The 25,646-nt window shown below is 39.9% G+C and carries 19 protein-coding genes; 9 read left to right on the plus strand and 10 right to left on the minus strand.

What is annotated here, in order from left to right; all coding sequences use genetic code 11:
* Nucleotides 1-16: 16 nt before the first annotated feature.
* Complete coding sequence (locus AC2IOM_RS15335) at nucleotides 17-673, plus strand: nitroreductase family protein (protein WP_486360298.1); 657 nt, start codon at nucleotides 17-19, stop codon at nucleotides 671-673.
* A 200-nt stretch (nucleotides 674-873) separates the two neighbouring features.
* On the plus strand, nucleotides 874-2,586 hold the full coding sequence (locus AC2IOM_RS15340; protein WP_486360299.1) for an alkaline phosphatase D family protein: 1,713 nt from the start codon (nucleotides 874-876) through the stop codon (nucleotides 2,584-2,586).
* Here AC2IOM_RS15340 and AC2IOM_RS15345 read toward each other — a convergent pair whose 3' ends face one another.
* The 6 genes from AC2IOM_RS15345 to AC2IOM_RS15370 all read right to left on the minus strand — a co-directional run bounded on the left by AC2IOM_RS15345 (nucleotide 2,587) and on the right by AC2IOM_RS15370 (nucleotide 9,887).
* Nucleotides 2,587-2,832, minus strand: a complete 246-nt coding sequence (locus AC2IOM_RS15345) for a hypothetical protein (RefSeq protein WP_486360300.1) — start codon at nucleotides 2,830-2,832, stop codon at nucleotides 2,587-2,589. It lies immediately after the preceding gene.
* A gap of 83 nt (nucleotides 2,833-2,915) precedes the next feature.
* Nucleotides 2,916-3,836, minus strand: a complete 921-nt coding sequence (locus tag AC2IOM_RS15350; protein WP_486360301.1) for a M61 family metallopeptidase — start codon at nucleotides 3,834-3,836, stop codon at nucleotides 2,916-2,918.
* Entirely contained in the window at nucleotides 3,811-4,263 is a 453-nt protein-coding gene (locus AC2IOM_RS15355; protein ID WP_486360302.1) for a tellurite resistance TerB family protein, read from the minus strand. Before AC2IOM_RS15355 ends, AC2IOM_RS15350 begins: the two co-directional genes overlap by 26 nt.
* A 70-nt stretch (nucleotides 4,264-4,333) precedes the next feature.
* A complete protein-coding gene (locus AC2IOM_RS15360) occupies nucleotides 4,334-5,563 on the minus strand; it encodes a TMEM143 family protein (RefSeq protein ID WP_486360303.1) in 1,230 nt (409 codons plus the stop codon).
* A gap of 134 nt (nucleotides 5,564-5,697) precedes the next feature.
* A complete protein-coding gene (locus AC2IOM_RS15365) occupies nucleotides 5,698-8,817 on the minus strand; it encodes an efflux RND transporter permease subunit (protein ID WP_486360304.1) in 3,120 nt (1,039 codons plus the stop codon).
* The gene (locus tag AC2IOM_RS15370) at nucleotides 8,814-9,887 is read right to left on the minus strand and encodes an efflux RND transporter periplasmic adaptor subunit (RefSeq protein WP_486360305.1); all 1,074 of its coding nucleotides are present in this window, start codon (nucleotides 9,885-9,887) and stop codon (nucleotides 8,814-8,816) included. The genes AC2IOM_RS15365 and AC2IOM_RS15370 overlap by 4 nt, the downstream gene beginning before the upstream one ends.
* A 179-nt stretch (nucleotides 9,888-10,066) precedes the next feature.
* On the opposite strand from AC2IOM_RS15370, the gene AC2IOM_RS15375 reads away from it, so the two are divergent.
* The 3 genes from AC2IOM_RS15375 (at nucleotide 10,067) to AC2IOM_RS15385 (ending at nucleotide 12,037) form a co-directional block, all read left to right on the plus strand.
* Complete coding sequence (locus tag AC2IOM_RS15375) at nucleotides 10,067-10,402, plus strand: DUF2164 domain-containing protein (protein WP_486360306.1); 336 nt, start codon at nucleotides 10,067-10,069, stop codon at nucleotides 10,400-10,402.
* Nucleotides 10,403-10,470: 68 nt separating this feature from the next.
* Nucleotides 10,471-11,208: a dienelactone hydrolase family protein gene (locus AC2IOM_RS15380; RefSeq protein WP_486360688.1), complete on the plus strand. Its 738-nt coding sequence runs from the start codon at nucleotides 10,471-10,473 to the stop codon at nucleotides 11,206-11,208.
* Between the two features lie 178 nt (nucleotides 11,209-11,386).
* Nucleotides 11,387-12,037: a hypothetical protein gene (locus tag AC2IOM_RS15385; RefSeq protein ID WP_486360307.1), complete on the plus strand. Its 651-nt coding sequence runs from the start codon at nucleotides 11,387-11,389 to the stop codon at nucleotides 12,035-12,037.
* A gap of 15 nt (nucleotides 12,038-12,052) precedes the next feature.
* On the opposite strand, the gene AC2IOM_RS15390 is transcribed toward AC2IOM_RS15385, so the two are convergent.
* The 4 genes from AC2IOM_RS15390 to AC2IOM_RS15405 form a co-directional block, all read right to left on the minus strand.
* The gene (locus AC2IOM_RS15390; protein ID WP_486360308.1) at nucleotides 12,053-13,984 is read right to left on the minus strand and encodes a TonB-dependent receptor domain-containing protein; all 1,932 of its coding nucleotides are present in this window, start codon (nucleotides 13,982-13,984) and stop codon (nucleotides 12,053-12,055) included.
* Nucleotides 13,971-15,533, minus strand: coding sequence for an alpha/beta hydrolase-fold protein (locus AC2IOM_RS15395; protein ID WP_486360309.1), 1,563 nt, complete (start codon nucleotides 15,531-15,533; stop codon nucleotides 13,971-13,973). The genes AC2IOM_RS15390 and AC2IOM_RS15395 overlap by 14 nt, the downstream gene beginning before the upstream one ends.
* Before the next feature lie 157 nt (nucleotides 15,534-15,690).
* Entirely contained in the window at nucleotides 15,691-16,575 is an 885-nt protein-coding gene (locus tag AC2IOM_RS15400) for a cation diffusion facilitator family transporter (protein WP_486360310.1), read from the minus strand.
* 9 nt (nucleotides 16,576-16,584) lie between these two features.
* Nucleotides 16,585-19,221, minus strand: coding sequence for a sensor domain-containing protein (locus tag AC2IOM_RS15405; protein WP_486360311.1), 2,637 nt, complete (start codon nucleotides 19,219-19,221; stop codon nucleotides 16,585-16,587).
* Between the two features lie 63 nt (nucleotides 19,222-19,284).
* On the opposite strand from AC2IOM_RS15405, the gene AC2IOM_RS15410 reads away from it, so the two are divergent.
* The 4 genes from AC2IOM_RS15410 to AC2IOM_RS15425 all read left to right on the plus strand — a co-directional run bounded on the left by AC2IOM_RS15410 (nucleotide 19,285) and on the right by AC2IOM_RS15425 (nucleotide 25,594).
* Complete coding sequence (locus AC2IOM_RS15410) at nucleotides 19,285-20,223, plus strand: substrate-binding domain-containing protein (RefSeq protein WP_486360312.1); 939 nt, start codon at nucleotides 19,285-19,287, stop codon at nucleotides 20,221-20,223.
* A 78-nt stretch (nucleotides 20,224-20,301) separates the two neighbouring features.
* Nucleotides 20,302-21,096, plus strand: coding sequence for a substrate-binding periplasmic protein (locus tag AC2IOM_RS15415; protein WP_486360313.1), 795 nt, complete (start codon nucleotides 20,302-20,304; stop codon nucleotides 21,094-21,096).
* Nucleotides 21,097-21,206: 110 nt separating this feature from the next.
* On the plus strand, nucleotides 21,207-22,805 hold the full coding sequence (locus tag AC2IOM_RS15420) for an ABC-F family ATPase (RefSeq protein ID WP_105172821.1): 1,599 nt from the start codon (nucleotides 21,207-21,209) through the stop codon (nucleotides 22,803-22,805).
* Between the two features lie 314 nt (nucleotides 22,806-23,119).
* The gene (locus AC2IOM_RS15425; protein WP_486360314.1) at nucleotides 23,120-25,594 is read left to right on the plus strand and encodes a DUF5666 domain-containing protein; all 2,475 of its coding nucleotides are present in this window, start codon (nucleotides 23,120-23,122) and stop codon (nucleotides 25,592-25,594) included.
* Nucleotides 25,595-25,646: the final 52 nt, after the last annotated feature.

Here is a 25,646-nt window from a genome sequence, read left to right on the forward strand (position 1 = left end):
TTGTTAGGAGCAATCAATGACACACCCAATTATTACTGACCTAAATCGTCGTTATACAAGTAAACGTTACGATGCGAGTAAAAAAATCTCACAATCAGATTTAGATATCATTTTAGAAGCTATTCGCTTATCTCCATCGTCAATTAACTCACAACCTTGGAAAATTATTGTGATTAGTTCTGATGAAGCGAAACAACGCATGCATCAAACATTTGTTAACAAGTTCCAGTTTAATCAGCCGCACATTAAGGCAGCATCTCATACGTTGCTATTCGCTTATAACCCTAAATATGCCCGCAGCGATTATGAAAAGGTGATTGATACTGATATAAAAAATGGCCGTACATTAGCTGAAAATAAAGAACAAGCATTCGGTGCGTTTGCGTTTGTTGATTTAAACACGGATGAACATGGTAACAACGCACATTGGACTAAGGCGCAAACTTACATTGCACTGGGTAATACAATGCACACAGTTGCGCGTTTAGATATTGATTCAACACCAATGGAAGGCGTTGATAAAGAAATGATCAGCGAATTATTTGCCGATGAATTAGACGGTTACGTATGTGAAGTTGCGCTTGCGATTGGTTACCATGAAGAAAGCGAAGATTACAACGCCACTTTACCAAAATCACGTTTAGCAAAAGACCAAGTAATTACGATTTTGTAATCTAATAATCGTCGAAACGTTATCAATAAAAGCGCACTTTTATAAAAACTGCGCTTTTAAGTAATTGTTATCTCAATAAGCTAAGGAATTTAATAATAAAATTGTTACATCCATTAACAATGAGGTGGTTGGAGGTTTGACCAGACCTAATTTTGTCATATATGGTAGCTATGATAATAAAAAAAACAAAAGGTCACCTTATGAGTCACAACTTCTCACGCCGAAATTTTTTAAAAGCCTCTATGTATGGTCTTGGCGCCGCGACAATTGCGATGTCACTTACTGGTTGTAATAGCGACGATGATAACAAGCTTGCTGAAAACGATTTTGCGATTAATTTTAATCATGGTGTTGCCAGCGGCGACCCACTTAGTGATGCAATAATCCTTTGGACACGCGTTACCCCAAGTGGCGCACCACAAGGGGTTAATTTAACGCTGCAAATCGCTGATGACGAAAATTTTGACATTAACCGAGTGCAACAAAGCGTTGTTGCATTGGCATCAAACGACTACACAGTAAAAATTGACTTTGCAGGCCTTAACTCGGGTAGCAAGTACTATTATCGTTTTGTCACCGAAAATGAAGTATCACCAACAGGTCAATTCAAAACCCTGCCACAAGGTTCGATTGATTCGGTTAAATTTGCTGTAATGTCGTGTGCAAACTACCCTGCAGGTTATTTCCACGCTTACGCTGAAGCGGCCAAGTTAACGGATATTGACGCAGTATTACACCTTGGCGACTACATTTACGAATACGGTATGGGCGGCTATGCCACAGAAAATGCACAAGCACTTGGCCGTGAACTAGCTGACGATAATGCGGGCGAAATTATCACCCTAGAAGACTACCGTAAACGTTACGCACTTTATCGCAGTGATACATCATTACAACAGCTTCATGCCAATAGCCCATTTATTGCGGTATGGGATGACCATGAAGTTGCCAATGATTCATTTAAAAGCGGTGCGGAAAACCACAACGATGGTGAAGGTGATTTTACAGCGCGTAAGCTTGCCGCATTACAAGCCTATTTTGAATGGATGCCAATTCGTCCTTACGTAAAGGGGCAAACTGAAAGTTTGTATCGCCAATTTGAATATGGTGATCTGGTATCGCTTTATATGCTAGACACCCGTCATGAAAGTCGCGCAAAACCGTTAGATTATGCAAACTACATTGATCCAGTAACAGGTCAAATTGATAGTAACCGCTTTATCTTAGATTTAATCGAACCAACACAAAAGCTAATTGGTACTGACCAATTAATTTGGCTGCAAGATGGCATGATTAACTCAAATGCAACATGGCAAGTGCTTGGCCAGCAAGTATTAATGAACCGTATGCATATTCCAGCTGAGTTACTTGCTGAACTGGCTAACCCAAGTGCACAAACAGCACAAACACTAACAGAGCTTGCGCAAATTAAAGGTCGATTGCTGGCAGGCGATCCAACCCTAACAGAAATGGAAAAAGCCCGCGTTACCACTTTGGCACCATACAATCTAGATGCATGGGATGGCTACCCAGTTGAACGCGAGTTAATTTTACAAACGGCCAATGAATTTAATAAGAATTTAATTGCGCTTGCAGGTGATACTCACAACGCGTGGGGTGGACAGCTAAAAGACGGGAAAGGTAATGTGTGTGGCTATGAGTTTGCAACAAGCTCTGTAAGCTCGCCCGGACTTGAATACTACCTACAATTACCGGAGCAAATGGCATTACAATTTGCCGAAGCGCTTAAATTGTTAGTTGACGACCTTGAATATGCCAATATTCATCAGCGTGGTTTTATGACAGTAACATTTACCGCTGAAAAAGCGCATAGCGAATGGCATTTACTATCAAGCGTACATCAAAGTGACTATCAAATGAGTTCACAAATGACCGAAGTACTCGCTAAATAGTTAGTGATTAAGTTCATTTATAAATTCATCATTTAATATTGTCAGGCGATTAAGTTGTTGTAACAATAACGCTTTATCGCCTTTTTCAACGTTGCAACACAATAGATTGTGTAACTCCAACTGTAACCCCTCAAAACGCGTGATAAGGGATGACAGTTCGTCATTTTGCTCAACATTCATAGTATCAACATGATTGTTATCACCTAACAACATGGTTAATTCTTCGCGGCTTAATTGCATATTCATCTTAGTTTTCCTAAAACGTTTTGTATTTACACACTTTCAAAAGAAAAATTAGCAGGTGAAAAATTAACCTTAAATGAACTTACTTATTGCAATTGCGATTTAGGTGTAAAAGGCGTAATTAGCGAGGCTATTTGAGATTTTGAAATTGCCGGAAAATCTTGTCGTGTTTGATAACGACGGTAAAGCGACGTAAAAATACCTGAGCGTGATAATCTATCGAGCGATTGCAAAAACTGTTTGGCTTGCTGAACACTCGCATATTGCTCGTTTTCACGACAGCACATTTGATACTGCTTGATTAGTGACGCTAAGTCAGATTTGCCTTGCGCTTTCAACTGAGATTCAGCTTCAATAAAAAACGCAACACCGGTCCAATAAACCCGCTGATACGCATTACGTTGCCACATATTTTCACTTACGCTATTTAATTGGCCTTTATTTTGTTTAGTATTAAGTTTACCTCGCTGTAATCCCGCACTAATGCGATGGATAAATTCATCACCACTTATCAGTTGATTGTGTAACATAACGCGATTTTGTAAGTAAGTCGCCAATCCCTCGGCAAGCCAAAAGTCTTTATAATCAAATAGCGGATGATAAAGATGAGAGAGTTCATGATACAAGGTCCAATCTCGTTTTAAGCTTGTAAGCGACGCATAACGATAAAAGTGAAGCTCAACGGTATCAAAAACGCCTCTATTAATACGCGCCCAGGGTACGGGTTCGGTGGCAAAGTAACGGGGATTTAAATCAAAATAGTAATGCGCTTGCCTCGGTAAACCCAACACACGCTTATTAGCATTAATGCCAAAGTTTAACCACGTTTTTACCTTTGTTTGGTGAGACATTGAAAGTGATGACAAATTTTTATACGTCACCTCTGTATCTGAGTTATGGAGCGTGACAGTTTCTGCGCTGTATGCACTAAAGGCGAAAATGCATAAAGCCGCTTTGTATAAGTTTATGGTTAGCTCAAATTTACTGTTTTCTGCTCTCATCAACATTAATCTTGGCCTGAATAAAGTCAGCGTGGGTAACATACATTAGGCTGGCGATTTTACGAATAACGTGATCTTCTTGCCCATCAACTTGACCATCAGCAAATGCTACTTGCCATAGCAGTTCTATAATCTCAATGCGTTCAATATCGCTAGTATGTTCGTTTACTACGTTAACAAACGAATATAGATCAATGGCTTGTTCAACCAATTGCTTTGCTTTTGTTAATAAGCGGCTTGCAGCATCCAGTTCTAACTCACAATAGTGAATCAATGTATTTTGAATATTCTCTAACTCTTCAGTGAGCACTTTGCCATCGGCACGCATCACCTCTACAAGTAAAGCCGCCAAGCCCGTTTCAAAGTCAATTGCAGCGCGCTCTACCGAGGTGTCGTTAAATTTAGATAGTAAAGATTTTAAATGGGCTATCACTGTACACACTCCTAAACCAGTTTTATAAAGCGATATTACAAACACTAAAACACATTATGTGTTTTGACACTTAATATTGAAAAAAGTTATCCCATAAATTATCTAATTGCTTTTTGGCATTTTTGAGAGGCAATGCGGTATACCCGTCTTGTTGTTTTGAAACGAGTTTAAAACGTTCTAACTTAGCTAACGCATCGCTAATTTCAAAATCTAAGGTACATTGGTAATTGTGTTCAAACCAGCTTTCAATTGCGTTGTCTAATTCGTCTGCGCTTTGCGGTTTGCCAGCGTTAAGTAAAAAGCTATATGCGATAATCGCTTCTTTACAGTCCTCTTCTTCTGCCGCGTCGACTAGTGTATGAAACACGCCTGCATTGTTGTCTAAGTTTTTAAAATAAAGGTTATCTGATAACGCTTTCATAAACTTAATTTTTCGATTTTTAAATTTAGTCCATTCTTTAAAAATAAAGCTGCCAAATACTCCTAAACCAAGTCCAAGACTGATTAAATGTTGCTGACTAAACTCCACGCCTTCACTTCGTAATCCTAACCAATACGATAACAGCGCAACCAGCAAAATAATCGATGCGCCCAATTTGGTTACTAAGACAACGGCGCCGCCAACAGCGGCTGATGCACTTATGATCACTTTATCTATGGGCCTCATGCGCACTTCGCTATTAGGAAATAGCATTTCTAAATCAGCCTTTGGTACGTTTTGAAACAGCTTAATAATGGTTGAACCGGGCTCAAAACCTAACGGCGTTTTTTTAGCGTGTTGAAAGTACGCCTCGTCTTTAAAACGGATAAACACCGCAACTCGCTCATAATTCGTAAAGCGAATAGCTTGTTTCTTAAGCCCCCACCAAGTGCGTAATGTTTCATCTTTTTGAGAGGCGCCGCGGCGGTAAAAAACCACTTCAGCAAAATCATCAAACGCTACCTCAAGCCTTACTTTAAAAAGTGATTCTTCGCTTAACGCGTCTTTTAAATCTTGGTCGGTGATCCGCTCAAAATTAGCCGCGTTTAGAATATCGCTAAAGGCCTGCGCAAAACGTTTTTGGCACGTGTGTTTATCGTTTTCAGATAACGGCGCTAAAGAACGCGTATCTGCGTTCGGGTCAAACGGTGCATAATTATCTTTCAATAATTCCAAACGTTTATGGTATTCAAAATGAATAATGCTAGAAAAGAGTTCTGCAAACTCGTTAAATGATGTGTGTTTTTCAGTTGGTAGCAGTGTTTGACACATGCTCACAACATCAGACTTACGAAACGGTATATAACGCTCTAATGACATGGTTTTAGATAGCTAGCTTGGTATATTTTAGACTTTACCCGTTAACGCGCAGTAAACCAATTGCCAAAGCACAAAAAAAAGGCCCTTAAAACTCGGGCCTTTTATAAACAAAGCACAATTACGCAAATGCGTTATTATTTTTCTTTTACCACAGCAACAAGTAATGCGGGTAAGAATGTCAGCGTAAGTATTGTAGACACCAAAATACCACTCATTACAATCACACCTACCCCGCGGTAAAGCTCTGTGCCATCCCCAGGGATTAACACAAGTGGCGCTAGGCCAAATAAGGTAGTAGCAGTAGACATAAGAATGGGCATTAAGCGTTTTTCAAGAGCTTGTTCAACTGCCTGCTTTACACTTAATCCGTGTTTAATAACAAAACGGCGGGTTTGATCAACAATAAGAATTGGATTGTTAACCACAGTGCCAAGCAAAATTAAAAAGCCTAACATGGTGATCATATCAAACGGTTGGTGATAACTAGTTAAACCAATACTGCCTAATACGCTATTTACCCCATTAACAAGCACAAGGCCTAATAGGCCGCCCGCCATGCCTAATGGTACTGTTGCCAAAATAAATAACGGATAGCGCCAATGTGTAAATATGGCTACCAATAATAAGTAACTCAGTGCCAAGGCAATAATAAAGTTACTTGAAAGCGCCTCTTTTGTCGCTTCTAATTGGTCAGCTGCGCCACTAATATTCACTTTTATGCCTTGCGCGATTTTACCTTGCTGCCAAAGCGCCGGTAACAACTCATTACGCACTAATTGTTCCGCTGTTTCTAACGCAACATCTCGCGGCGGAATAATGTACACAGTCACAGTACGATTACCGTCAACACGACGAATTGAGTTACTGTTGTTTGAATTGGTTAAATCAGCCAAAGCGTGAAGCGGTAAAATATTACCCGCAGGCGTTACGATTGGAGAGCTGGCAAGCTCTGCCATATTTTGGCGATTGCCAGCACCGCTAAACAAAAACATGTCAATTTTGTCATCGTTTAGAATAAACTCATCGACATAAGCACCATCGCTCATTGCCGCAATTGCATAGCCAAAGTCATTGTTATTAATGCCTAATTCGGCTAAGCGCTGCCAACGCGGTTTAATTTCAACTAACGGCTGCTCAAGCGCTAACGAGCCGGGATCTGAGTTTATTTGCGGCTTATCAAACACCACATTCGCTTGCTCATAAACGGCTTCTGCCGCGCCGTATAAATCAATAATATTACTGCCCGCAATATCTACTGCAACTGCACGCGTGCCGCCATCATTACTTGATATAATTGAACCTCGCGAACTAAATGCGCGCATATTCGGATAAGCGCGGAATTTATCGGTGACTGCTTCCATCATTTGATTGATATGGTCTGGATTAACCGGTGCGCTTAAAAACCAAATACGCCCCACCGATACCGACATCGAGTAATAATCAAGCGGTGGCATCGCCTCTTTACCGGCAATAAAATCGGCGCTATCAGCGTGAATATACCCATCAAAATATTCCCGTAATTCTTTACCGATTTTTTGCATTTCAGACAAGTTGTAACTTGGCGGCGCAATCATCATAGAAAACGCTTTTGGTTCTTCTCCTTCAGGCAAATATTCTGCCGCAGGCATAAACCACAGTGCACTACCCAAAATACCTACAACGAAAATGGCAACAGCAGTACGCGCGCGTTTTGTTGATTTGCTGAGCCATGCTGCTGGTTTTAGCCACTTGTTTGACAGTTGCAGCTGCTTACCTTCACTGAGTTCTTGTTTTTTACCTATATTGGCAATAGCCGTAGGAACAATAAATATCGCAACCAACATAGACGCGATAATGGCACCTGAAATCGCGATAGCAATATCAGAATAAAGCTGGCCGGCTTCTTGTTGCACAAATAAAATTGGCGCAAATACCATGACGGTTGTTGCGGTTGATGCAAGTACTGCTGGCCATACTTCTTTTACCCCGTTAATTGCGGCGTCGCGTTTACTGGTGCCATTAACCTTTGATTGCACAATCGCCTCTAGCACTACAATGGTGTTATCCACCGTCATACCAATTGCGAATGCCACACCAGCAAGAGAAATAACATTAATGGTGCGGCCAAATAAACTCAGCGCTAAAAACGCAGCGATGGTGCAAAGTGGAATACCAATAATACCCACCAACGTGGCGCGACCTGAACGCAAGAAAAAATACATGACTAAGGTTGCAAGTAAGCCACCTAACGCCAAGTTTACCCAAACATTTTTTAATGAGCTACGCACGTATTTCACATCATCGCTCATCAATTTTAACTCTAGGCCATTTTGACTCAACAGTTGTTGATTGAGCTCAGCGACAATCGGTAACATCGCATCTTTAATTGCTAGTACGTTAGAGCCACTTTCACGGCGTACCGATAAACTTAATGTACGTTCGCCATCGGAAAAAGACATACCACGTGTTTCAAAATGGTCAAGCGTTACGCTAGCCACTTCTTTAAGAAGAATATTTGCACCATTTTTACGTGCAATAATCAGGTTTTCTAACTCGTTTAAGCTTTCAAAGCGCGATACTACACGCAGCAAATAACGGCTTGTGCCTGATTCAATATCACCCGCTGAGGCATCTTTGTTACGGCTACGAATTGCGGTTCTTAATTCTGGTAAACTAATCCCGCGTTGTGCTAATCGGTGTGCGTTCACTTTAATTTGAATTTGCCTTTGCGCACCGCCGCCCACTCGCACTTCTGAAACACCCGAGACACTTTCCATGCGCGGTCGTACATAGTCTTCAGCAAAGTCGCGTAGCAAATCGACATCTAACTCAAGTGGGTTTCCCGACAATGGTTTGAGCGTAAAGTACATAAATGCATTGCCAGAAAATGAGCTTGAAAACAGTCGCGGTTGGTCAACGTTCTCAGGGTATGCCGGAACTTGACTTAGCGCGTTGTTAACTCGAATAAGTGCATCGTTGGCATCAACACCAAACGGAAACTCTAATTCAATGCTAGCAGAGCCCATTTCGCTGTAAGACACCATACGTGACAGGTTCGCAAGGCCGCGTAAATAGCGTTCTTGTTCAATAATGATTTCTTTTTCTACATCCTGTGGTGTCGCACCAGGCCAACCGGTTTGCACAGTAATAGTTCTGACTTCAAGATCGGGGATCATTTGCACCGGAATGTTAAGCGCGGTTACTAATCCCAATATGCTGGTGATCAGTACACAAACCGCAACTAACGTGCCGCGTTTTACTGCCGCTGTGATCATTGCGCACTTCCCTTAACTGAGCTTACCGTTACTTTTAAGCCATCGCTGAGTGCTTCAACACCACTCATAACAAATGCATGATTACTCGGCGCGTTCGTTACGGCAATGCGTTCTGCTTGCTCTGCGATCACATTAACGATATGACGTTTAGCTACATTGTTGGTCACAGAAAACACACTGTATCCGCCATCTGGATGGTGCTTTAATGCCGTTTTTGGCAGCCATAGTTTTTCTTGTGCTGATTGCTGGAGTGCTATTGTTGCCGTTGCTGAAATACCCGGAATGAGTGCGATTGATTTATCAATATCAATAAATACTTTAAAGGTGCGTGATAATTCGCTTGTTGCGCCAACGACATTAGAAATACTGGCTTTAAATTGGCTTGCGTGTTGCAAATCTGGTGTGATGTTCGCAACTAAATTCGTTTGCTTAAAATTAGCGTAATACTCTTGTGGAATTTCAAGTTCAAGTCGTAATTTGTCATTTGCAACTAACGAAAAAACAGTGGCTTGTGGCGTTACCCATTCACCCACCTCCGCAAAACGATTAACAATAACACCTGAAAATGGCGCACGAAGCGTATGTCGATTTACAATTTCTTTTCGCTCAGCAAGCAACGCCTTTGCTTGAGACATAGAAGCTAACGCTTTAGCACGTGTTGCTTTGCGCTCAGCAATTAATGTTTTTGCAACCACTTGTTGCTTTGACAGTTTAATTACTTCTTGAAGCAAACGCTCTGCTTCTTGATAGGCTATTTCGCTTGCCTCTAAGCTTGCTAAAGCTTGCTGATACTGGGCCTTTGCAATACTGCTGTTTAATTCAAGTAATGTATCACCAGCGCTTACATGGTCGCCCGCCTCAACAAATAGCTTTGCCACTACACCTTGTTGTAATACGGTAACCTTGGCATCTTGCTTTGATTTAATCGTGCCCGACAGCGACAGTTGCTCTGAGAATTGATTTACTTGGGGGTAAATTAAATCAACGGCAATTTCCTTTGCTGTTAGCAACGAAGTGTTAAAAAATAAAACGATAAAGGCTAAGGCTAACCTTACGCGCACGACACACATAGCTATCTCACTTTACATTAATGATAATTATTTCTATTTATTTTAAACATCTACGCGTAAAAACACACCCGTTTGCGACTAAATACACAATTTTACGTCTGAATGTATGATGTTTGTGCAGAATTTATACGTTTTAATTGAGTATTTAAAAAGAATACAAACACTACAATGACTTACCTTTGGCTCAATGGCAAAAATCTGATGCAACAATAGACAGTAACGACCAACACGCTTTAGTATTAACAGCCATACAGTTACAAACAGTGCCAACTATGACCATAAAACTAAACCAACACGATAAACAACAGTGCATTAGCAAACTGCAAGATTACTTTGATAAAGAACTCGACGTTGAACTAGGCCAATTTGATGCCGATTTTCTATTAGACTTTATTGCAAAGGAGCTAGGAGCCGCCTTTTACAACCAAGGTATTTACGATGCACAAGCCTTATTGCAAAGTAAAATTGATACCCTTAATGATGGTTTTAGCGAACTTGAAAAGCCTATTCGTTAATTAAATTCATATGCAATTGTTGCGTGAAAAAATTACAATTCTACTCAAATTCAATTGTTAAACTTACTATGATCATTTCAAACCACCAGCACGATATAAAAACTGCAACAGGTATTATGCGCACTTATTGCTATTCTCCTGTTGATTCTGGCACCTACCCTTGCATTATTTTTTATTCCGAGATTTTTCAACAAACTGCGCCAATAGCGCGTTCTGCTGCAATTTTAGCGAGCCATGGGTTTCATGTTTTAGTGCCTGAGGTATTTCACGAGCTAAACCCAATCGGTACCGTACTTGCCTACGATGACGCAGGTAAAGATAAAGGTAATCAAGATAAATGGAATAAGCCACTTGAATCGCATGATAGTGATACAGTTGCTTTAATTGAATTTGCTAAAGCATTACCCAATTGCACTGGTAATGTTGGCGCAATGGGCGTGTGTATTGGCGGCCACCTTGCCTATCGCGCAGCGTTAAACCCTAATATTAAAGCGGCATTTTGTTTGTATGCGACGGATATTCACAGTGATACATTGCCAGCGAAAGAAGGTAATAACTCACTAGAACGGATGTCAGATATTAAAGGTGAAATTCACTTTATCTTTGGCAAGCAAGACCCACATGTTTCAGTGGATGGACGTATAAAAATTTATCAAGCCTGCCAACAAACTGGTATCAATTTTCAATGGCAAGAAGTTAACGCGCAACACGCGTTTATGCGCGACGAAGGTGAACGTTACGACGCTGCACTTGCTATAAAAATGTATCAACAAGCCGTTGCGCTATTTCAGCGTAAATTAGTGTAATTATTAACAAGGTTAGATTAATGTAGTAATCAGGTATACATTGCTACATTATTAACCTTACTTTAACCTTTTCTTACAGACCCTTACACTTTTAGACGAAGACTTACAGAAGTAATATTTACCACGTTAAATTCTAGGCCTACACTCCTGCTACGTACTAATAGCAGGAACGCTAATTGTGAATACTTTAGTCTCTGTGACATCACAAAAAACAAATAATGCAGTAATAAAATGGAATTTATACTACATAATCGCAATCATCGCTGTCTGTCTAATTGTTAATGTCAGCATTCGCTTAGATTATTATTTCTTACAAGGTATTCCTGAACTTTCGTTTACTGAAACCTTGCAAGGCTTAGCACTTGTTTGTATCAATCTGTGCTTTTACAAAATAATAAAGGCGCCAAACGTTGGTGCCGGTAGCTTACTTGTATTTGGATTTTTTACCGCCCTGTTAATACGAGAGTGTGACTTTTGGTTTGACAAAATTACCCATGGTTTTTGGTTTTACCCAGCCATGTTTACAACGCTTATTACGTTAGTTTTGTTTTCAAAACGAGGAAAAAGCGGCTTTACTGAGTTTGTTAACTTACTGCGAGTACCGGCCATGAACAAGGTAATCGTAGGCGTTATTGTATTGATTATTTTTAGCCGTATTTTTGGTACTGGTAGCTTTTGGCGCGATGTTGTAAGCCAAGACGCCTTTGTTGTAAAAACCATTATTCAAGAAGGTTTAGAGCTACTGTGCTACTGTTTTATTACAATTGGCGCATGGGAAACTCAGCAACAAGTTAATACCCTAAACAACAACGAATGTGGTGCGCTTTAACGCACCACGTTTAGTTTAAAAGCTAAAATCTACACCTGCGAAAATGCTTCTTCCCACCTCGGCATATCCATAATCGAATGCGTCTTGGTCAATACGTTTATCGAATAAATTGGTAATACCCACCCTAAAAGCAATTGTTTGCGATAGTGAAAAACGGCTTCCTAAGTCAACGATGACATAACCATCTGCTGGTGTTTTCTGCCATGTTGGTGCCATTTCAATATACTGTTCACCAATATAATTCAGATTGACATAGGTACTGAGTGACTCAATAACTTGCCAATTTAATTTTGCATTTGATTGGTGTTTTGGCGTTTTAATTAACGGGAGCTTGTCACTTTTGTTTTCACTATCAATATAGCTATAGTTAAAACTAAGATCTAACGTATCAAGTACCTGCCAAAGTACATCGAACTCAATGCCTTTTGTCGTCACTTCATTGATATTGATATGTTGGATCATTGGCTGATTATCTGGCGTTACACCGACAAATGTACTGGTGTCACGTGCAATCATATCTTCAATTTCATTATTGAATACAGTTGCTCTAACAAAGCCAAAATCAGTTTGATAACTTGCTGATAACTCATAACTCACCGACTTTTCAGGTTCTAAATCGGGATTACCAACTAATACACAGCGTCCACCACAACTTATCGTTGCAAAATCAGCACTACTGCGCCATATAGCGGGTGCTTTAAACCCTGTACCGACACCGCCTTTAAACGTTAAATCACTGTTAGCGTTATACACTAAATACGCACGTGGACTAAAATGTGACCCAAACTCACTGTGATCGGTAACACGCCCGCTAAACGTCGCAGTCATTTCATCAGAAAGCGCCCATTCATCTTGTATGTAGGCTGCAAACTGAGTATTTGAGGTTTCTTTTGCGTAGTCTCTAGGGTGACTTAGTGTATTATCAGAAACATCAAAACCCGTTGTGATCAAATGATTTTCGTTTCCAAATACTGCTCGACCATCTACATTGTGATTTGTTTGCGTTCCCGTTGTTAACGCTAAGCGAGCGTTATCTTCTTGAATATCTGTTTGCTCAAAATAGTAGTTAAACTCACTGTTTCCCCACTGCCATTCTCGCGCATAATTAACACCAAAATTAACGCGTTCACTCTCATAAAAGTTAGCGACATACGAGCCATCAGGCGCTTGCCATAAATTATAACTTTTATCTTCTTCTAGGTATTCAAGGTTCGCGCTTAACGTATCTTGCGATGTGACATGCCATAACACACTCGTATTTACGCCTGCACGTTGTTGTTTTTCTGTCTTAGAGGTAATTCCATAGTCAGAATCATCTGGTTGCCAAGGGTTGCGATCGCTCCAGTTCACGCCGAACGTCGCTAAAACCCTATCATCTATCAAAGCACCACTTGAAAACACACCAACTCGTGCTAGCTCGCCGCCGCCATCGATTGGCGTACTGTAGTCAATATTACCATTGGTTTGCCATTCATTGTTTGCTTCTTTTAGAATGACGTTAATTACACCACCAATGGCTTCACTACCATAAATAGCTGACATTGGGCCGCGAACAATTTCAACACGTTCGATTGCCGTCATTGGTATGCTCGACAAATCAAACGAGCCTCTAATTAATGCCTCGCGTGAATTCACTCGCTTGCCGTTAACCAGTAACAATGTGTAGCTCGGGTCTAACCCTCGTAGACTAACGGATGCTTCACCATTTCCAGAACGGCGTACATTAACCCCGACTACGTCTTGTAGGCTGGTTGTAATATCCGTTGCTGGGATCTTGATGATTTCTTCAAAATCAATAACACTCACCGAGGCTGGTGCATTAAGTAATGTTTGTTCACCTTGCGTTGCTGTCACTACAATTACATCATTAATTTGAGCGTCGTCCGCATATACGTAATTACTAACGACTAATGTACTGACAAATGCTGCAAGCTTATTTAACCTCATCGTTTATTATCTTCCTGTTTGTTAATAAATAAATCAGTCCATCAGCCAATTCATTACGCCAAACATAAGAATCGTGCCCCCCTGAGAACTCGTGGTACTTTACCGTATAGCCTTTTGCGTTGAGTACATCACGCAAATGGCGATTACTTTCCAGAATATCAATTGTGAAATAACCTGTTTCAAATACTCCTGCGTTCATGTAAATCGACAGTTTTTTGTAGTTATCGCGAGCGATTTTACGCGTTAGCCACTGCGGTTCTGTTTGCTCTTTACTCCCTTCACGTGGCGACCACCAAAATGAACCAGATTGACTTAACACATTGCCAAATACATCAGGGTATTGCATTGCAACATACATTGACGCGAGGCCACCGAAACTAGAGCCCGATAAAACCGTGTTTTGTGCACTTGGTGATAATCCTTTTTTTGTCAGCCAAGGCATAAGTTCATTTGCCATAAACCATGCAAAATCTGGATTTGGTGGCAACTCTTGGCCTCTGGTTTTTCTAGATACATTGCTTATAAATACCGCATTAACAGGAGGAATTTTTTTGTCGTTTACTAAGTTGCTTAGCGTATTGGGTACTTTTAGTTTTGACTGATAATTTTTTCCGTCGAAAAACAAAATTGTTGGTGATTGTGGTGTTGCATCTTTATGTTTGTATATGGCGATATCACGTGTGTTGTTAAGGCGAATACTCGCGATAGTGCTCTGCGTCAAGCTGTAAAAATTTTCTGAAACATCGCGTAAATACGGCGAATGTTTTGTATCTTTTAATGTTAAAATTGAATGTGTTGCGTAGTTATCGGTACCTTCAAATTGCCATGTTGTTGGGTTAAGCGGGTCTTGTTGTTTAGTGGCCATAATGGCAATTCGCGAAGCGCGAGGTTGATTAGGTACATGCGGCACATCTGGTGCTAATTGATATGAAATCAAACTGTCTGTTGGTAAACGATACGTTTTAAACCAAATATCAGTGCCTTCTATTTTTTCCAAATCTTGATGACTGCCAAAAGGCGCGCCGAATAGTCGTACATTATGACGCGCGCCGCGCCACAAAAATGTTACAAGCGCATCAGTTTGCTCGTATTCGACTAAAGGTGTGTCCTCTTTTTCAACATTTCGCCAAAAATCATCTACCACCTTGACCTTGTTATTACCTTTTAGCCTTGTTACTAACGATTGCATGATGGGACTAAGTAACGTTTCATTATCTGACACTGCTGGTTGTGAAATAGGCTCAGAGAGATTAATCGTCGCTAAATTTTTATTAGCACTGATTACGCGTACTTTATACTGCTGATCCCTTTGTGCTAATAAATACAGTTTAAAGGTGTTCTGCTGCTTAGCTAACACTCGCACTAGACGTTCATTTTCGTCAATTAACTCTGCTTTAATAAAAGGCTGTGAAAACGAAAACTCTCCGGTTATATATTGGTCTTTTTTAAGTTTAATTGAATGAAAAAATTCGTGAGAATTGCCAACGGTGCTGGCGAAACACACCCCAGCTGACAATAGAAAATATAAATAAACACCAAAACGAAACATTATTAAACCCATGTAATGAGAGTGATTTGCATTATCACTCATATAATGTGGATTTTCAATATTTTTAACGTGATATTAGGCAGTTATGAAATTTTAGGCTGTTAAACTTTCTAGACTAAGAAAGTTTAACAAGTAAAGATATAGCGAAAACGTGCCGTTACTGTGTTAAATAACAGCCTTTAAAGGATTGTGTACAAGGCAAGGTTTCGATTGTCGAATGTGTGATAGAAAACCGTTTAGCTAACATGTCTTTGACTGACTGCAAATCATCATTACTCAGTGTAATGCTGGCCTCAAGATGAAGGGTTGTGTCGTCCAACTGCCACACGTGCAAATGGTCAACTGCTGACACATTATCTTGTTCTAAGATTGCTGAATACACACTATCAACATCGACATCAGCATGGGTGCCTTGCATCAAGATAATAACACTTTGCTTCGCATAATCTGCGCCATGGTAAAGCACGTACACAGAAATCAAGATTGTGGCGATTAAATCGATAATATACCATTGATATAAAATAATTAATGTGCCTGAAATGATTACAACAAGTGACGCTAAAGCGTCTGATAAATTGTGAATAAACGCCGCTTTTAAATTTAAATTGTCCTTTGCTCCAGCTTTGTATGTAAGCCACGCTGTAGCAACGTCAATCACCAACGCAATCGCCGCAATGTAAACAACAATCCAGCCATCAACGGGCGATGGATTTAAAAATTGACTAAACGCTTCAAAAATTAGGTAACAGCCAACTAATATTAAAATAGTGCTATTGATCAAAGCACCAAGGATCTCAGCGCGTTTATAGCCAAATGACATTACGCTGGTGGCTGGTTTTCTTGCGATTCGCCGCGCAATAATTGCAATAACAATGGCACCTGCGTCACTTAAATTGTGAAGTGCATCAGCAACAAGCGCCATACTGCCAGACAAAATGCCACCAATAATCTGCGCCACAGTCAGTAATACATTAATCACAACGGCAAGCGACAATTTGTTATCGCCGCTATGATGATGGTGGTGATGATGTGAATGCGACATTGAACTTCCTTATGCTATTTGGCGGTATTGTTGTGTGTTAACCAGCTCAGTTGCGTCTTTACACTCTAGCGGTTTACTGAACAAATAACCCTGTACTTTATCTACGTGTAAATCGATTAACGTACTTTGCTGATCGATGTTCTCAACACCTTCTGCAACAATGGTTAAGTTTAACGCTTTTGCAATGGCACATATTGCTTTTACAATTTGTAAGCCAGCTTCACTTGATAAATCATTAACAAACGAGCGGTCAATCTTCAAGCCATTTAGTGGCAGAGCCTTTAATCTAGCCAATGAACTGTATCCTGTACCAAAATCATCAATGAGTAAGTGATACCCTGCATCTGATATACATTCTAGTATGGGTATAATATCAGCCTGATTTTCCATCATTGCAGACTCGGTAATTTCAAGTTGTAACAGTGACCTAGAAACGACGTTTTGTGACTCGAGCCAGTTGAGTAATTCGTTGTTTTTTAACTGCTTTGGAGAAACATTCACATTTACAAAAAGTTGATTTGATGTATCTAGATTAACACTAGCACAAAAGTGTGCGGCTAATTTCGCAACGTGTAGTCCTACGTCAGATATTTTGGCCATATCTTCAATAATAGGCACAAACTCAAGCGGTGAAATAGTACCAAGTTTATCGTCATGTACTCTAAGTAATGCTTCAAAGCCTAAAAGGCGATTTGACATTAAACAGAAAATTGGCTGGTACACCAATCTAATTGCCGATAGGTAACTATCGCTGCTGCAAAAAGTTTCAATTTCACGTTTACGACGATTTGCGATTGCAAGTTCATCATTATAAAAAGAATACTGATCTCGCCCCATTTGTTTCGCACGATACATAGCAAGATCGGCTTCATGTAATAATTGTTCTGGGCATAACTCACACGGTGCCGCGATAGTGCGCACGCCAATACTCGCTGTTATACATTGATATGCGGTTCGTTGTTTTCGCAATTGATGTATGGCGTAAGTCAGTCGCTCAAGCATATTCTCGATTGAAACAGTTAAACGCTTTTGTGCTATAAACAATGCAAATTCATCGCCGCCCAGACGCGCTACTTCACCATAGCTTGAGAATTCGCTTTGAAGTAATCTGGCAAACGCTTTTAACAGTGCATCACCTACCTTGTGCCCATAACCATCATTAACCAATTTAAATCTATCAAGATCAACATATAAAAGATGATAACAACCTTGGCGACTTGTGAGTTCATTACCAACACCATCTAAAAACGCTTGTCGGTTTAATAAATCGGTAAGTGCATCGTGCTCAGCCTGATACCTTAGTTTCTCTTCATGTTGCTTGGTGGCGGTTATGTCGAGCAAGCGCCCTTCAAACAGTGTACGCTCTACATCCTTTATCCAATGCCCTTTTAACAATAAACAATACGTATTACCTAACTTGTTTTGCACAAACAACTCATTGGAAAACTCATTGTTTTGACACGCCAAAAATAAAGCCTGTTGTCTCTCGCTCATCAGGCCACAAATATTGTTATTTGCGTCATCTGGTAAAAGCAGATCAATAAACGCCGGATTCTTCTCTAATATGTCGCCTTTATCGTTACAACAAAAGAGTCCTTCGGAACAATTTACAAACAAGGTTTTGTATTTTTTCTTGGTTTCTAATTGCTGTTCTAGTGCCTTTACTTTTAGTTGTGACGTGGCTGCTAAATTTTGCTGTGTTTTCTTTAATGAATACGTTTTGATACGCACAAGGCGGTTAATATGTGCATATTGATTACGAATAGTGACTAAATACATGAAAAGCGCAAAACCAAATAAAATAGCTAAGGTACAAAGCCCCGCACTTATAAGGTAATGGCTATGGCGCACGTAACTTGGGTTGAAGTAAGCAATATCCAGTGTTTTATCAAAAAATGGGATGCGTTGTTGCGCTAGTGGCTCAGCAAAGGACAAATCTAATGAGTTTTGCCAATCTGAATTATAAATGGCTTGATTACCTACACTAATTGTAATGTGCTGATTTTGCGTATCACCTGATGCATGAATGTAGTCGAAAAAGCTTTTAATATTAAACCTGAGTGACACTGTTTTTACATCAGCGGTATTAAGAATAACACTCCAAAACTCAGTGTTTGGCCACTCTTTTACAATAAAAGCGTTAGCACTGTCATTGTTAATCGATATTGTACTGCCAACTAAGTGACCAAAGTCAGATTCAGGGTAATTGGCCAGTAACACATAATTATCATACTGGTTAGAGAAACTAATACTATCGCTAATAGTAAAGTCGAACGCCCCGACTTGTTGCATATAATCTTCAACAAATTCAACATTGCTTGGTGTCAGGCGATAATAGAACTCAATGCTTGAATCGAACGCTAAACCATTAATTTGGTCATCAATTAATGGTTTTACGTGCTCTTTCGACGCATTTGATGAAGCGCTATATAGGCTCGCGATACCTGAAATTAAATTCTCTACATAATCACTTTTACTTACAATAGCCTTACTAAAGCTTGAAAGTTGAAACTGCCACTGCTCGGACTGCTTTTGCTGTAATTGCGATGCAAACCAATATGCCAGAGCAATGCACGCAATCACATAAATAACAAATACCAATAAATAAGGTTTATATTTATTGATGAGCAAAAAATCAGGTTTCATCTATAGACTTATCGCTAGAACTAGTTAAAAATACAGTAACGATAATAATTACTATTACGATTTATGAAAAGTGTTATTTTCCTTTTTATCTCGTTTTTCGCGTTAAATGCACAGGTATTAGCCAATTCTGTAGTAAACGTATACTCATTCCGAAAGGCTGAAATAATTTCCCCTTTAATAACCGCGTTTGAACAAGAGCATAACGTGCGGGTAAATCTGGTTTATGGAAAACCAAACGCATTGCTCAATAAATTTACTGCCAATGCAGACAATAGCCAAGTAGATGTATTATTAACGTCTGAACTAGGACAACTTCAATCGGTAAAGCACCTATTGCAGCCAATAAATATTCGAACATCGTCTATCGCCCCTCAATTAGTTGACGATGAATATAAGTGGGTCGCACTGTCGTTACGAATTAGGGCATTGTTTTCTCGAACAAATGAAAAAACAATCACGTCATACCGCGAATTAGACAGCGAGCAATTTTATGGCAAGCTTTGCAATCGTGATTTTAATCATAGCTACAATCAACAAATGGAAAAATCACTGCATGCGATTGGTAATAAGCAAGATGTAAAGTGGCTGAAAAGTTACGTTTCGCTCTTAAACAAACGCCCTTCTGGCGGCGATCGCGACCAGTTGCGCGCTGTATTTAAAAATCAATGTGATTATGCACTCGCAAATCACTATTACTATCACATGCTACGTAACAGCAAAAAGCCATCGGACCGTGAAGTTGCGGCAAGCTTAAGCATGCATTTTTTAACAACTTACAATGGAAAAACGCCTGTTTCAGCGACTGCCGCAGCAATTAGTCAATACGCGCCAAATAAAGAAAATGCGCAGCGATTTGTTAACTATTTGCTGTCATCTAATGCGCAAGCAATGATTGCAAATGAGCTTCACGAATTTGCGGTAAACAAGCACGTGCGAGATCGCCAATTAGTGCACTACCCAAATTTGTCACTGTCATTGCAAAGTGTAAAACGGGCACTTTAATAGACCAATTCCATTTTCAGGCGTTTTTGTGAGATTGGTTTATACTTTAGCGATTAGCAAAAGTAATAATAAGTTGTTATGCAAAAAGCGTGGTGGTCATTTTTGTTATTGGTAGTGTGTTGTCAGTGTTACAGTGCGCAAACACCACCTGTCGAATGCAAGACCCCGCTTTCGCTATCGATCACTAACGACTGGTATCCCTATGTTAAGTTTTCTAAGTTTGATAGCACTACCGGTGTCGATGTAGAGCTACTGAAAAAAGTGCTCGAGCAAATGGGCTGTGAACTTACCGTGATTCGCTTTCCTGAACGTAGAACCCTATTTGAACTCACTATCGGTAATTTTGATATTGGTCTTGGCGCCAGTAAAACGCCCGAACGGGAACGGGACTTCTACTTTTCAAAAACCTACCGCCTAGAGCGGAATCGATTTGCCTATCGACAAAACGACCATAGCGTTAAACAAAGCAAAAGCTTTAAATCAATTATTAAACAGCGTAAACTTATTGGTGTTAATTTGGCGGGTTGGTACGGTGACGAACTAGAGCGTGCCAAACAAGCGTATAACGGCTTTGTTTTTTCAGAAACAACAATTAAACGCTTGGAGATGTTAGTTAAAAACCGTGTCGATATTGTGATTGATGACGACGTTGTACTTTGCAGCGAAATATCAAGACAAAACCATCCTCAGGTGGTTATCCACCCTTTACTACTGTCACAAGCAAGTATTCATTTTATCTTTAATAAACAGAGCGTTTCACCTACTTTTATGGCGCGCTTTGACACTGCGCTAACTAAAGTATTAGCCAATGGCGAGCTTGAAGCTTTGTTTTCACATTATGTATCACCAAGTTGTGCTGAGCAGCTTATATAATTTTCATTTTTATAACCAACCGTCACTTTAAAATAAACCGCGCTATCGCTATGTTGTGCCATAAGATAGTGTTAAAATGCCGCCAATTTTGATTCGATGAAAAATATATAATGCTTAGTTCAAACAACATCACCATGCAATTTGGTGCAAAGCCACTTTTCGAAAATATTTCAGTTAAATTTGGTGACGGTAACCGTTATGGTCTAATTGGCGCTAACGGCTGTGGTAAATCAACGTTTATGAAAATCTTAAGCGGTGAGCTTGAGCCAAGCGCAGGTAATATTTCATACGACCCAAATGAGCGCATTGCAAAACTAAATCAGGATCAGTTTGCTTACGAGCAATTTACCGTTGTTGATACCGTAATTATGGGCCACAAAGAGCTGTGGGATATCAAGAAAGAGCGTGACCGTATTTATTCTTTGCCTGAAATGAGTGAAGAAGAAGGCATGTTGGTTGCTGACCTTGAGACCCAATTTGCCGAAATGGACGGTTATTCAGCCGAAGCAAAAGCCGGTGAATTACTGCTAGGTGTTGGTATTCCAACCGAGCAACATTATGGTTTGATGTCGGAAGTTGCACCAGGTTGGAAACTACGTGTGCTACTTGCACAAGTACTGTTTGCCGAGCCAGACATCATGTTACTTGATGAACCGACCAACAACTTGGATATCTACACCATCAAGTGGTTAGAGGATATTTTGAATCAACGTGACTGCACTATGATTATTATTTCCCACGACCGCCATTTCTTGAACTCAGTATGTACTCATATGGCTGATATCGACTATGGTGAATTACGTATTTATCCGGGTAATTACGATGAGTACATGTTTGCCGCAACACAAGCGCGCGAACGTTTATTATCAGATAATGCCAAGAAAAAAGCGCAAATTGCCGAACTACAACAGTTCGTATCTCGCTTCTCTGCTAACGCATCAAAAGCAAAGCAAGCGACATCTCGTGCTAAGCAAATTGATAAAATCCAATTAGAAGAAGTAAAAGCGTCGAGCCGTCAAAATCCATTTATTCGTTTTGAACAATCAAAACAATTATTTAGAAATGCACTTGAGCTTGAAAGCCTTGCACAAGGTTACGACGATACTTTATTCAGTGATTTATCTGCGCTTGTTGAGGTAGGTGAAAAAGTAGCGATTATTGGTGAAAACGGCGTCGGTAAAACCACGCTATTACACACCCTAGCGAATCGCCTGCCTGCGAAAAGTGGCAGCCTTAAGTGGTCTGAAAATGTAAACATTGGCTACTACGCACAAGATCATGCAGATGACTTTGCGACCGATATGGATCTGTTTCAATGGATGGAACAATGGCAACAAGAAGGTGATGACGAGCAAGTAGTACGTGGTTATTTAGGCCGTTTACTGTTTTCTCAAAACGACATCAAAAAATCAGTTAAAGTAATTTCTGGTGGTGAGCAAGGTCGCATGCTATTTGGTAAATTAATGATGCATAAGCCAAATATCTTATTAATGGATGAACCAACAAACCACATGGATATGGAATCGATCGAATCACTCAACCTTGCGTTAGAACAATACCAAGGTACTTTGTTTTTCGTATCCCATGACCGCCAATTTGTATCGTCGCTTGCAACCCGTATTTGGGAAATAAAAGACGGTAATGTAATTGATTTCCAAGGTACTTATGACGAATACCTTGCAAAAAAAGCAGCTGACGAAGCAAAATAACCTGGGTTAGCTTAACCAATTACATTCTTAAAAAGGCGCTATTTATTAGCGCCTTTTTTATTAGCTACGCCAAACAACGCGAACACTTTCAAAAAACAACGCTGTCATAAAAAATTCATATACTAATTTTGTACATAATAAAATCAACATCGAGAATAAATCTCATTGATTTTAAACAGTTTTATTTAAATGTTACGTATATTTAATCTGCCTTTACTTTTGCTTTATGACAGTTTTATTGCAGTTAACGTAATCCTTTCGTATCTTATTCTTGTTCAAGGTGAACACATGTTTATATATTTTAAGGAAATTTCATGACTCGTAAGTTAACACTCTCGTTGCTTGCAGCATCAACCCTCAGCCTTGTCGGCTGCGGTGGCTCATCAACTTCACACGAACCAGCGCCAATCGTACCTAATTCTGGCGAACTTAATATTGGATTTTTAGGACTTCCTGACGGTGCGTCTGCTGATGTGTTGGTTGAAGGCCCCAACGGTTATTCCAATACCGTTAGTACCAGCACCTTACTTACGCAACTGGCCCCTGGTACCTACACACTTTCAAGCGTTGCCCAATCCATAAACAATAAACGTTATCTCGGCATAAACGAATCGATATCGCTGAACGTTTCAAATGGTTTGGTTTCAAATGCGATTTATGAATTTGGCTATGCAACGCAAACCATAGGGACGGTAAGTGGTTTTGGTAGTTTGTATGTCAATGGTGTTCGTTACAATACCGATAATGCCGACTTTACAATTAATGGCCAACCAGGCTCAGAAGATGCAATCCGTTTAGGTGATCGCGTTGTGCTTTCAGGCTTAACCAACAACCAAGGACGTTTTATTGCAAATAGTGTTAACTACGAAGCAACAGCGACCGGTCACATTCAGCGCATTGATTATGCTAATGAGACAATAACAGTACACGGCCAAACATTTGTCTTAACCGGTGAATCTAACTTAGAAGAAGTTACCTTTGATGCGTTAAAACAAGGTGACTTTGTCGAAATCAGTGCCGTATATTCAGAACAAAGTGGCTTTTTAATCTCCAAGCTAGAACGTAAAGACGATGAAGACACGCTTTCTCTTACCGCAAAAGTTACAGCGCTGGATAGTGCTAATAACACCTTAACAATCAACGATACAACTTTTGATGCATCAAACGTTACTGTACCCCCAGAGCTTGCTGTTGGTGATATTGTCGAAATTGAGTTTAACCAGCTAAATGATGTTAACGTTATTACTGACATCGAAATTGAGCACTATGATGAACGAGATGGTGTGTCTGTTATTTTAGATGGTCCAATAGTCAATGTTGCAGATAGCAGTATTACAATTGCCAACACACAAGTATTGATCAATGACGACACGGATTTTGAAAATATATCATTAGCGCAACTTGTAAATGGTACACGTGTCGTTGTTGAAGCAATCATTATTGATAATCAACATATTGCTGAAGAAATCGCGCTGTATGTTAGCGCAGACAGTGATATTGAAGGTGTAATCACCGATATTAATCTGGCATTAAATACCATTACTGTAAATGAGCGCGAATACACAATCACACCGTTTACCCTCTTTGATGATGAATCAAACGCCGACGATAAACAACTGACGCTTTCAAGCTTAGCGATAGGCGATTTTGTTGAAATAGATTTTTACAGCGATGATAACGGTAACGCCTTTGTGACTAAGGTAGAGCGCGAAGAGCAATCTGAAAACGACGATGACATTTCGATTTCAGGCAAGGTTAGCAATATTAACCTTGATACCAATACCTTTAACGTTTCGGGTATTACAGTATTTGTAAATGCATCGTCAGAGCTTGAAAACCGTTTTGGCAATGATGTGTCCGTTCAAGACTTTATGGCATCACTTAGCGATAACGATAAATTGGAACTAGAAGTATTCAAGACATCGGAAGATGGCTACTTAGTGCTAGAAGCAAAATACCAAGATAGTTACGACGATAGCTTTGACATTGAAGGTTCAATTACAGAGTTCAATAGTATTCAAGATTTTAACGTAAACGGTTTTCAAATCATTACCGATGAAAACACGCAATTTTCACACCCACTAGATATGTTTCAAAACGGTGTCGAAGTTGAAATCGATGCAGTACAGCAAGACGGCAACACCCTGCTAGCACTTGCTGTTGAACTTGAAGATGAGAATGATATACGCGAAATCGAAGGTGAAATCACCGCGATTCAAAATGATACAATTACTGTTAACGACACTGCCATTTTGCTAACTGCCGATACCCAGTTTGAAAATGGCACACGTGAACAGTTAAGAGAAGGCGTGACGGTTGAAATTGACGCTATCATTAACGGCCAAGGTCAACTTGTTGCGACTGAAATAGAATTTGAACAACAAGACGACATAGAATTAAACGGTTCAATCACAGAAATTGTAAGCGATTTTCAATTTAAGGTTAACGACACCCTTGTTTACTTTGATGCCAATACGCAATTTGAAAATGGAAATCAAAGTAAACTCGCGCGCGATGTACCCGTAGAAGTTGATGCGATTGAAACCGCAATTGGTTTGTATGCCGCTGAAATCGAGTTTAAAGCAAACGAAGAATTTGAAATTGAAGGTGAAATTCAAAACCTAACCGACATTCAATTTACATTAAGTGACGTTGTTATCCACTACTCAAGCGATACCCAGTTTGAATTAGAAGGTAATCAACTTGAAAATGGCTTAAGTGTTGAAGTGGCTGGCACAATAGATAAAAAGGGCCAATATATCGCATGGCGAATTGCCTTTGATGACTAGGCACTCATAGATATCACATACTAAAAGAGTACGTTCTTAAAATGAACGTACT

The organism is Pseudoalteromonas sp. NS-SX12, from assembly GCF_057367955.1.

What these genes read in the sequence shown, in the direction of transcription:
- AC2IOM_RS15335 (WP_486360298.1), top strand. Translation starts at nt 17, where the DNA reads ATGACACACCCAATTATTACTGACCTAAATCGTCGTTATACAAGTAAA.
- AC2IOM_RS15345 (WP_486360300.1), bottom strand. Translation starts at nt 2,832, where the DNA reads ATGAATATGCAATTAAGCCGCGAAGAATTAACCATGTTGTTAGGTGAT.
- AC2IOM_RS15395 (WP_486360309.1), bottom strand. Translation starts at nt 15,533, where the DNA reads ATGTTTCGTTTTGGTGTTTATTTATATTTTCTATTGTCAGCTGGGGTG.
- AC2IOM_RS15350 (WP_486360301.1), bottom strand. Translation starts at nt 3,836, where the DNA reads ATGTTGATGAGAGCAGAAAACAGTAAATTTGAGCTAACCATAAACTTA.
- AC2IOM_RS15360 (WP_486360303.1), bottom strand. Translation starts at nt 5,563, where the DNA reads ATGTCATTAGAGCGTTATATACCGTTTCGTAAGTCTGATGTTGTGAGC.
- AC2IOM_RS15390 (WP_486360308.1), bottom strand. Translation starts at nt 13,984, where the DNA reads ATGAGGTTAAATAAGCTTGCAGCATTTGTCAGTACATTAGTCGTTAGT.
- AC2IOM_RS15415 (WP_486360313.1), top strand. Translation starts at nt 20,302, where the DNA reads ATGCAAAAAGCGTGGTGGTCATTTTTGTTATTGGTAGTGTGTTGTCAG.
- AC2IOM_RS15365 (WP_486360304.1), bottom strand. Translation starts at nt 8,817, where the DNA reads ATGATCACAGCGGCAGTAAAACGCGGCACGTTAGTTGCGGTTTGTGTA.
- AC2IOM_RS15370 (WP_486360305.1), bottom strand. Translation starts at nt 9,887, where the DNA reads ATGTGTGTCGTGCGCGTAAGGTTAGCCTTAGCCTTTATCGTTTTATTT.
- AC2IOM_RS15420 (WP_105172821.1), top strand. Translation starts at nt 21,207, where the DNA reads ATGCTTAGTTCAAACAACATCACCATGCAATTTGGTGCAAAGCCACTT.
- AC2IOM_RS15400 (WP_486360310.1), bottom strand. Translation starts at nt 16,575, where the DNA reads ATGTCGCATTCACATCATCACCACCATCATCATAGCGGCGATAACAAA.
- AC2IOM_RS15405 (WP_486360311.1), bottom strand. Translation starts at nt 19,221, where the DNA reads ATGAAACCTGATTTTTTGCTCATCAATAAATATAAACCTTATTTATTG.
- AC2IOM_RS15410 (WP_486360312.1), top strand. Translation starts at nt 19,285, where the DNA reads ATGAAAAGTGTTATTTTCCTTTTTATCTCGTTTTTCGCGTTAAATGCA.
- AC2IOM_RS15380 (WP_486360688.1), top strand. Translation starts at nt 10,471, where the DNA reads ATGATCATTTCAAACCACCAGCACGATATAAAAACTGCAACAGGTATT.
- AC2IOM_RS15340 (WP_486360299.1), top strand. Translation starts at nt 874, where the DNA reads ATGAGTCACAACTTCTCACGCCGAAATTTTTTAAAAGCCTCTATGTAT.
- AC2IOM_RS15425 (WP_486360314.1), top strand. Translation starts at nt 23,120, where the DNA reads ATGACTCGTAAGTTAACACTCTCGTTGCTTGCAGCATCAACCCTCAGC.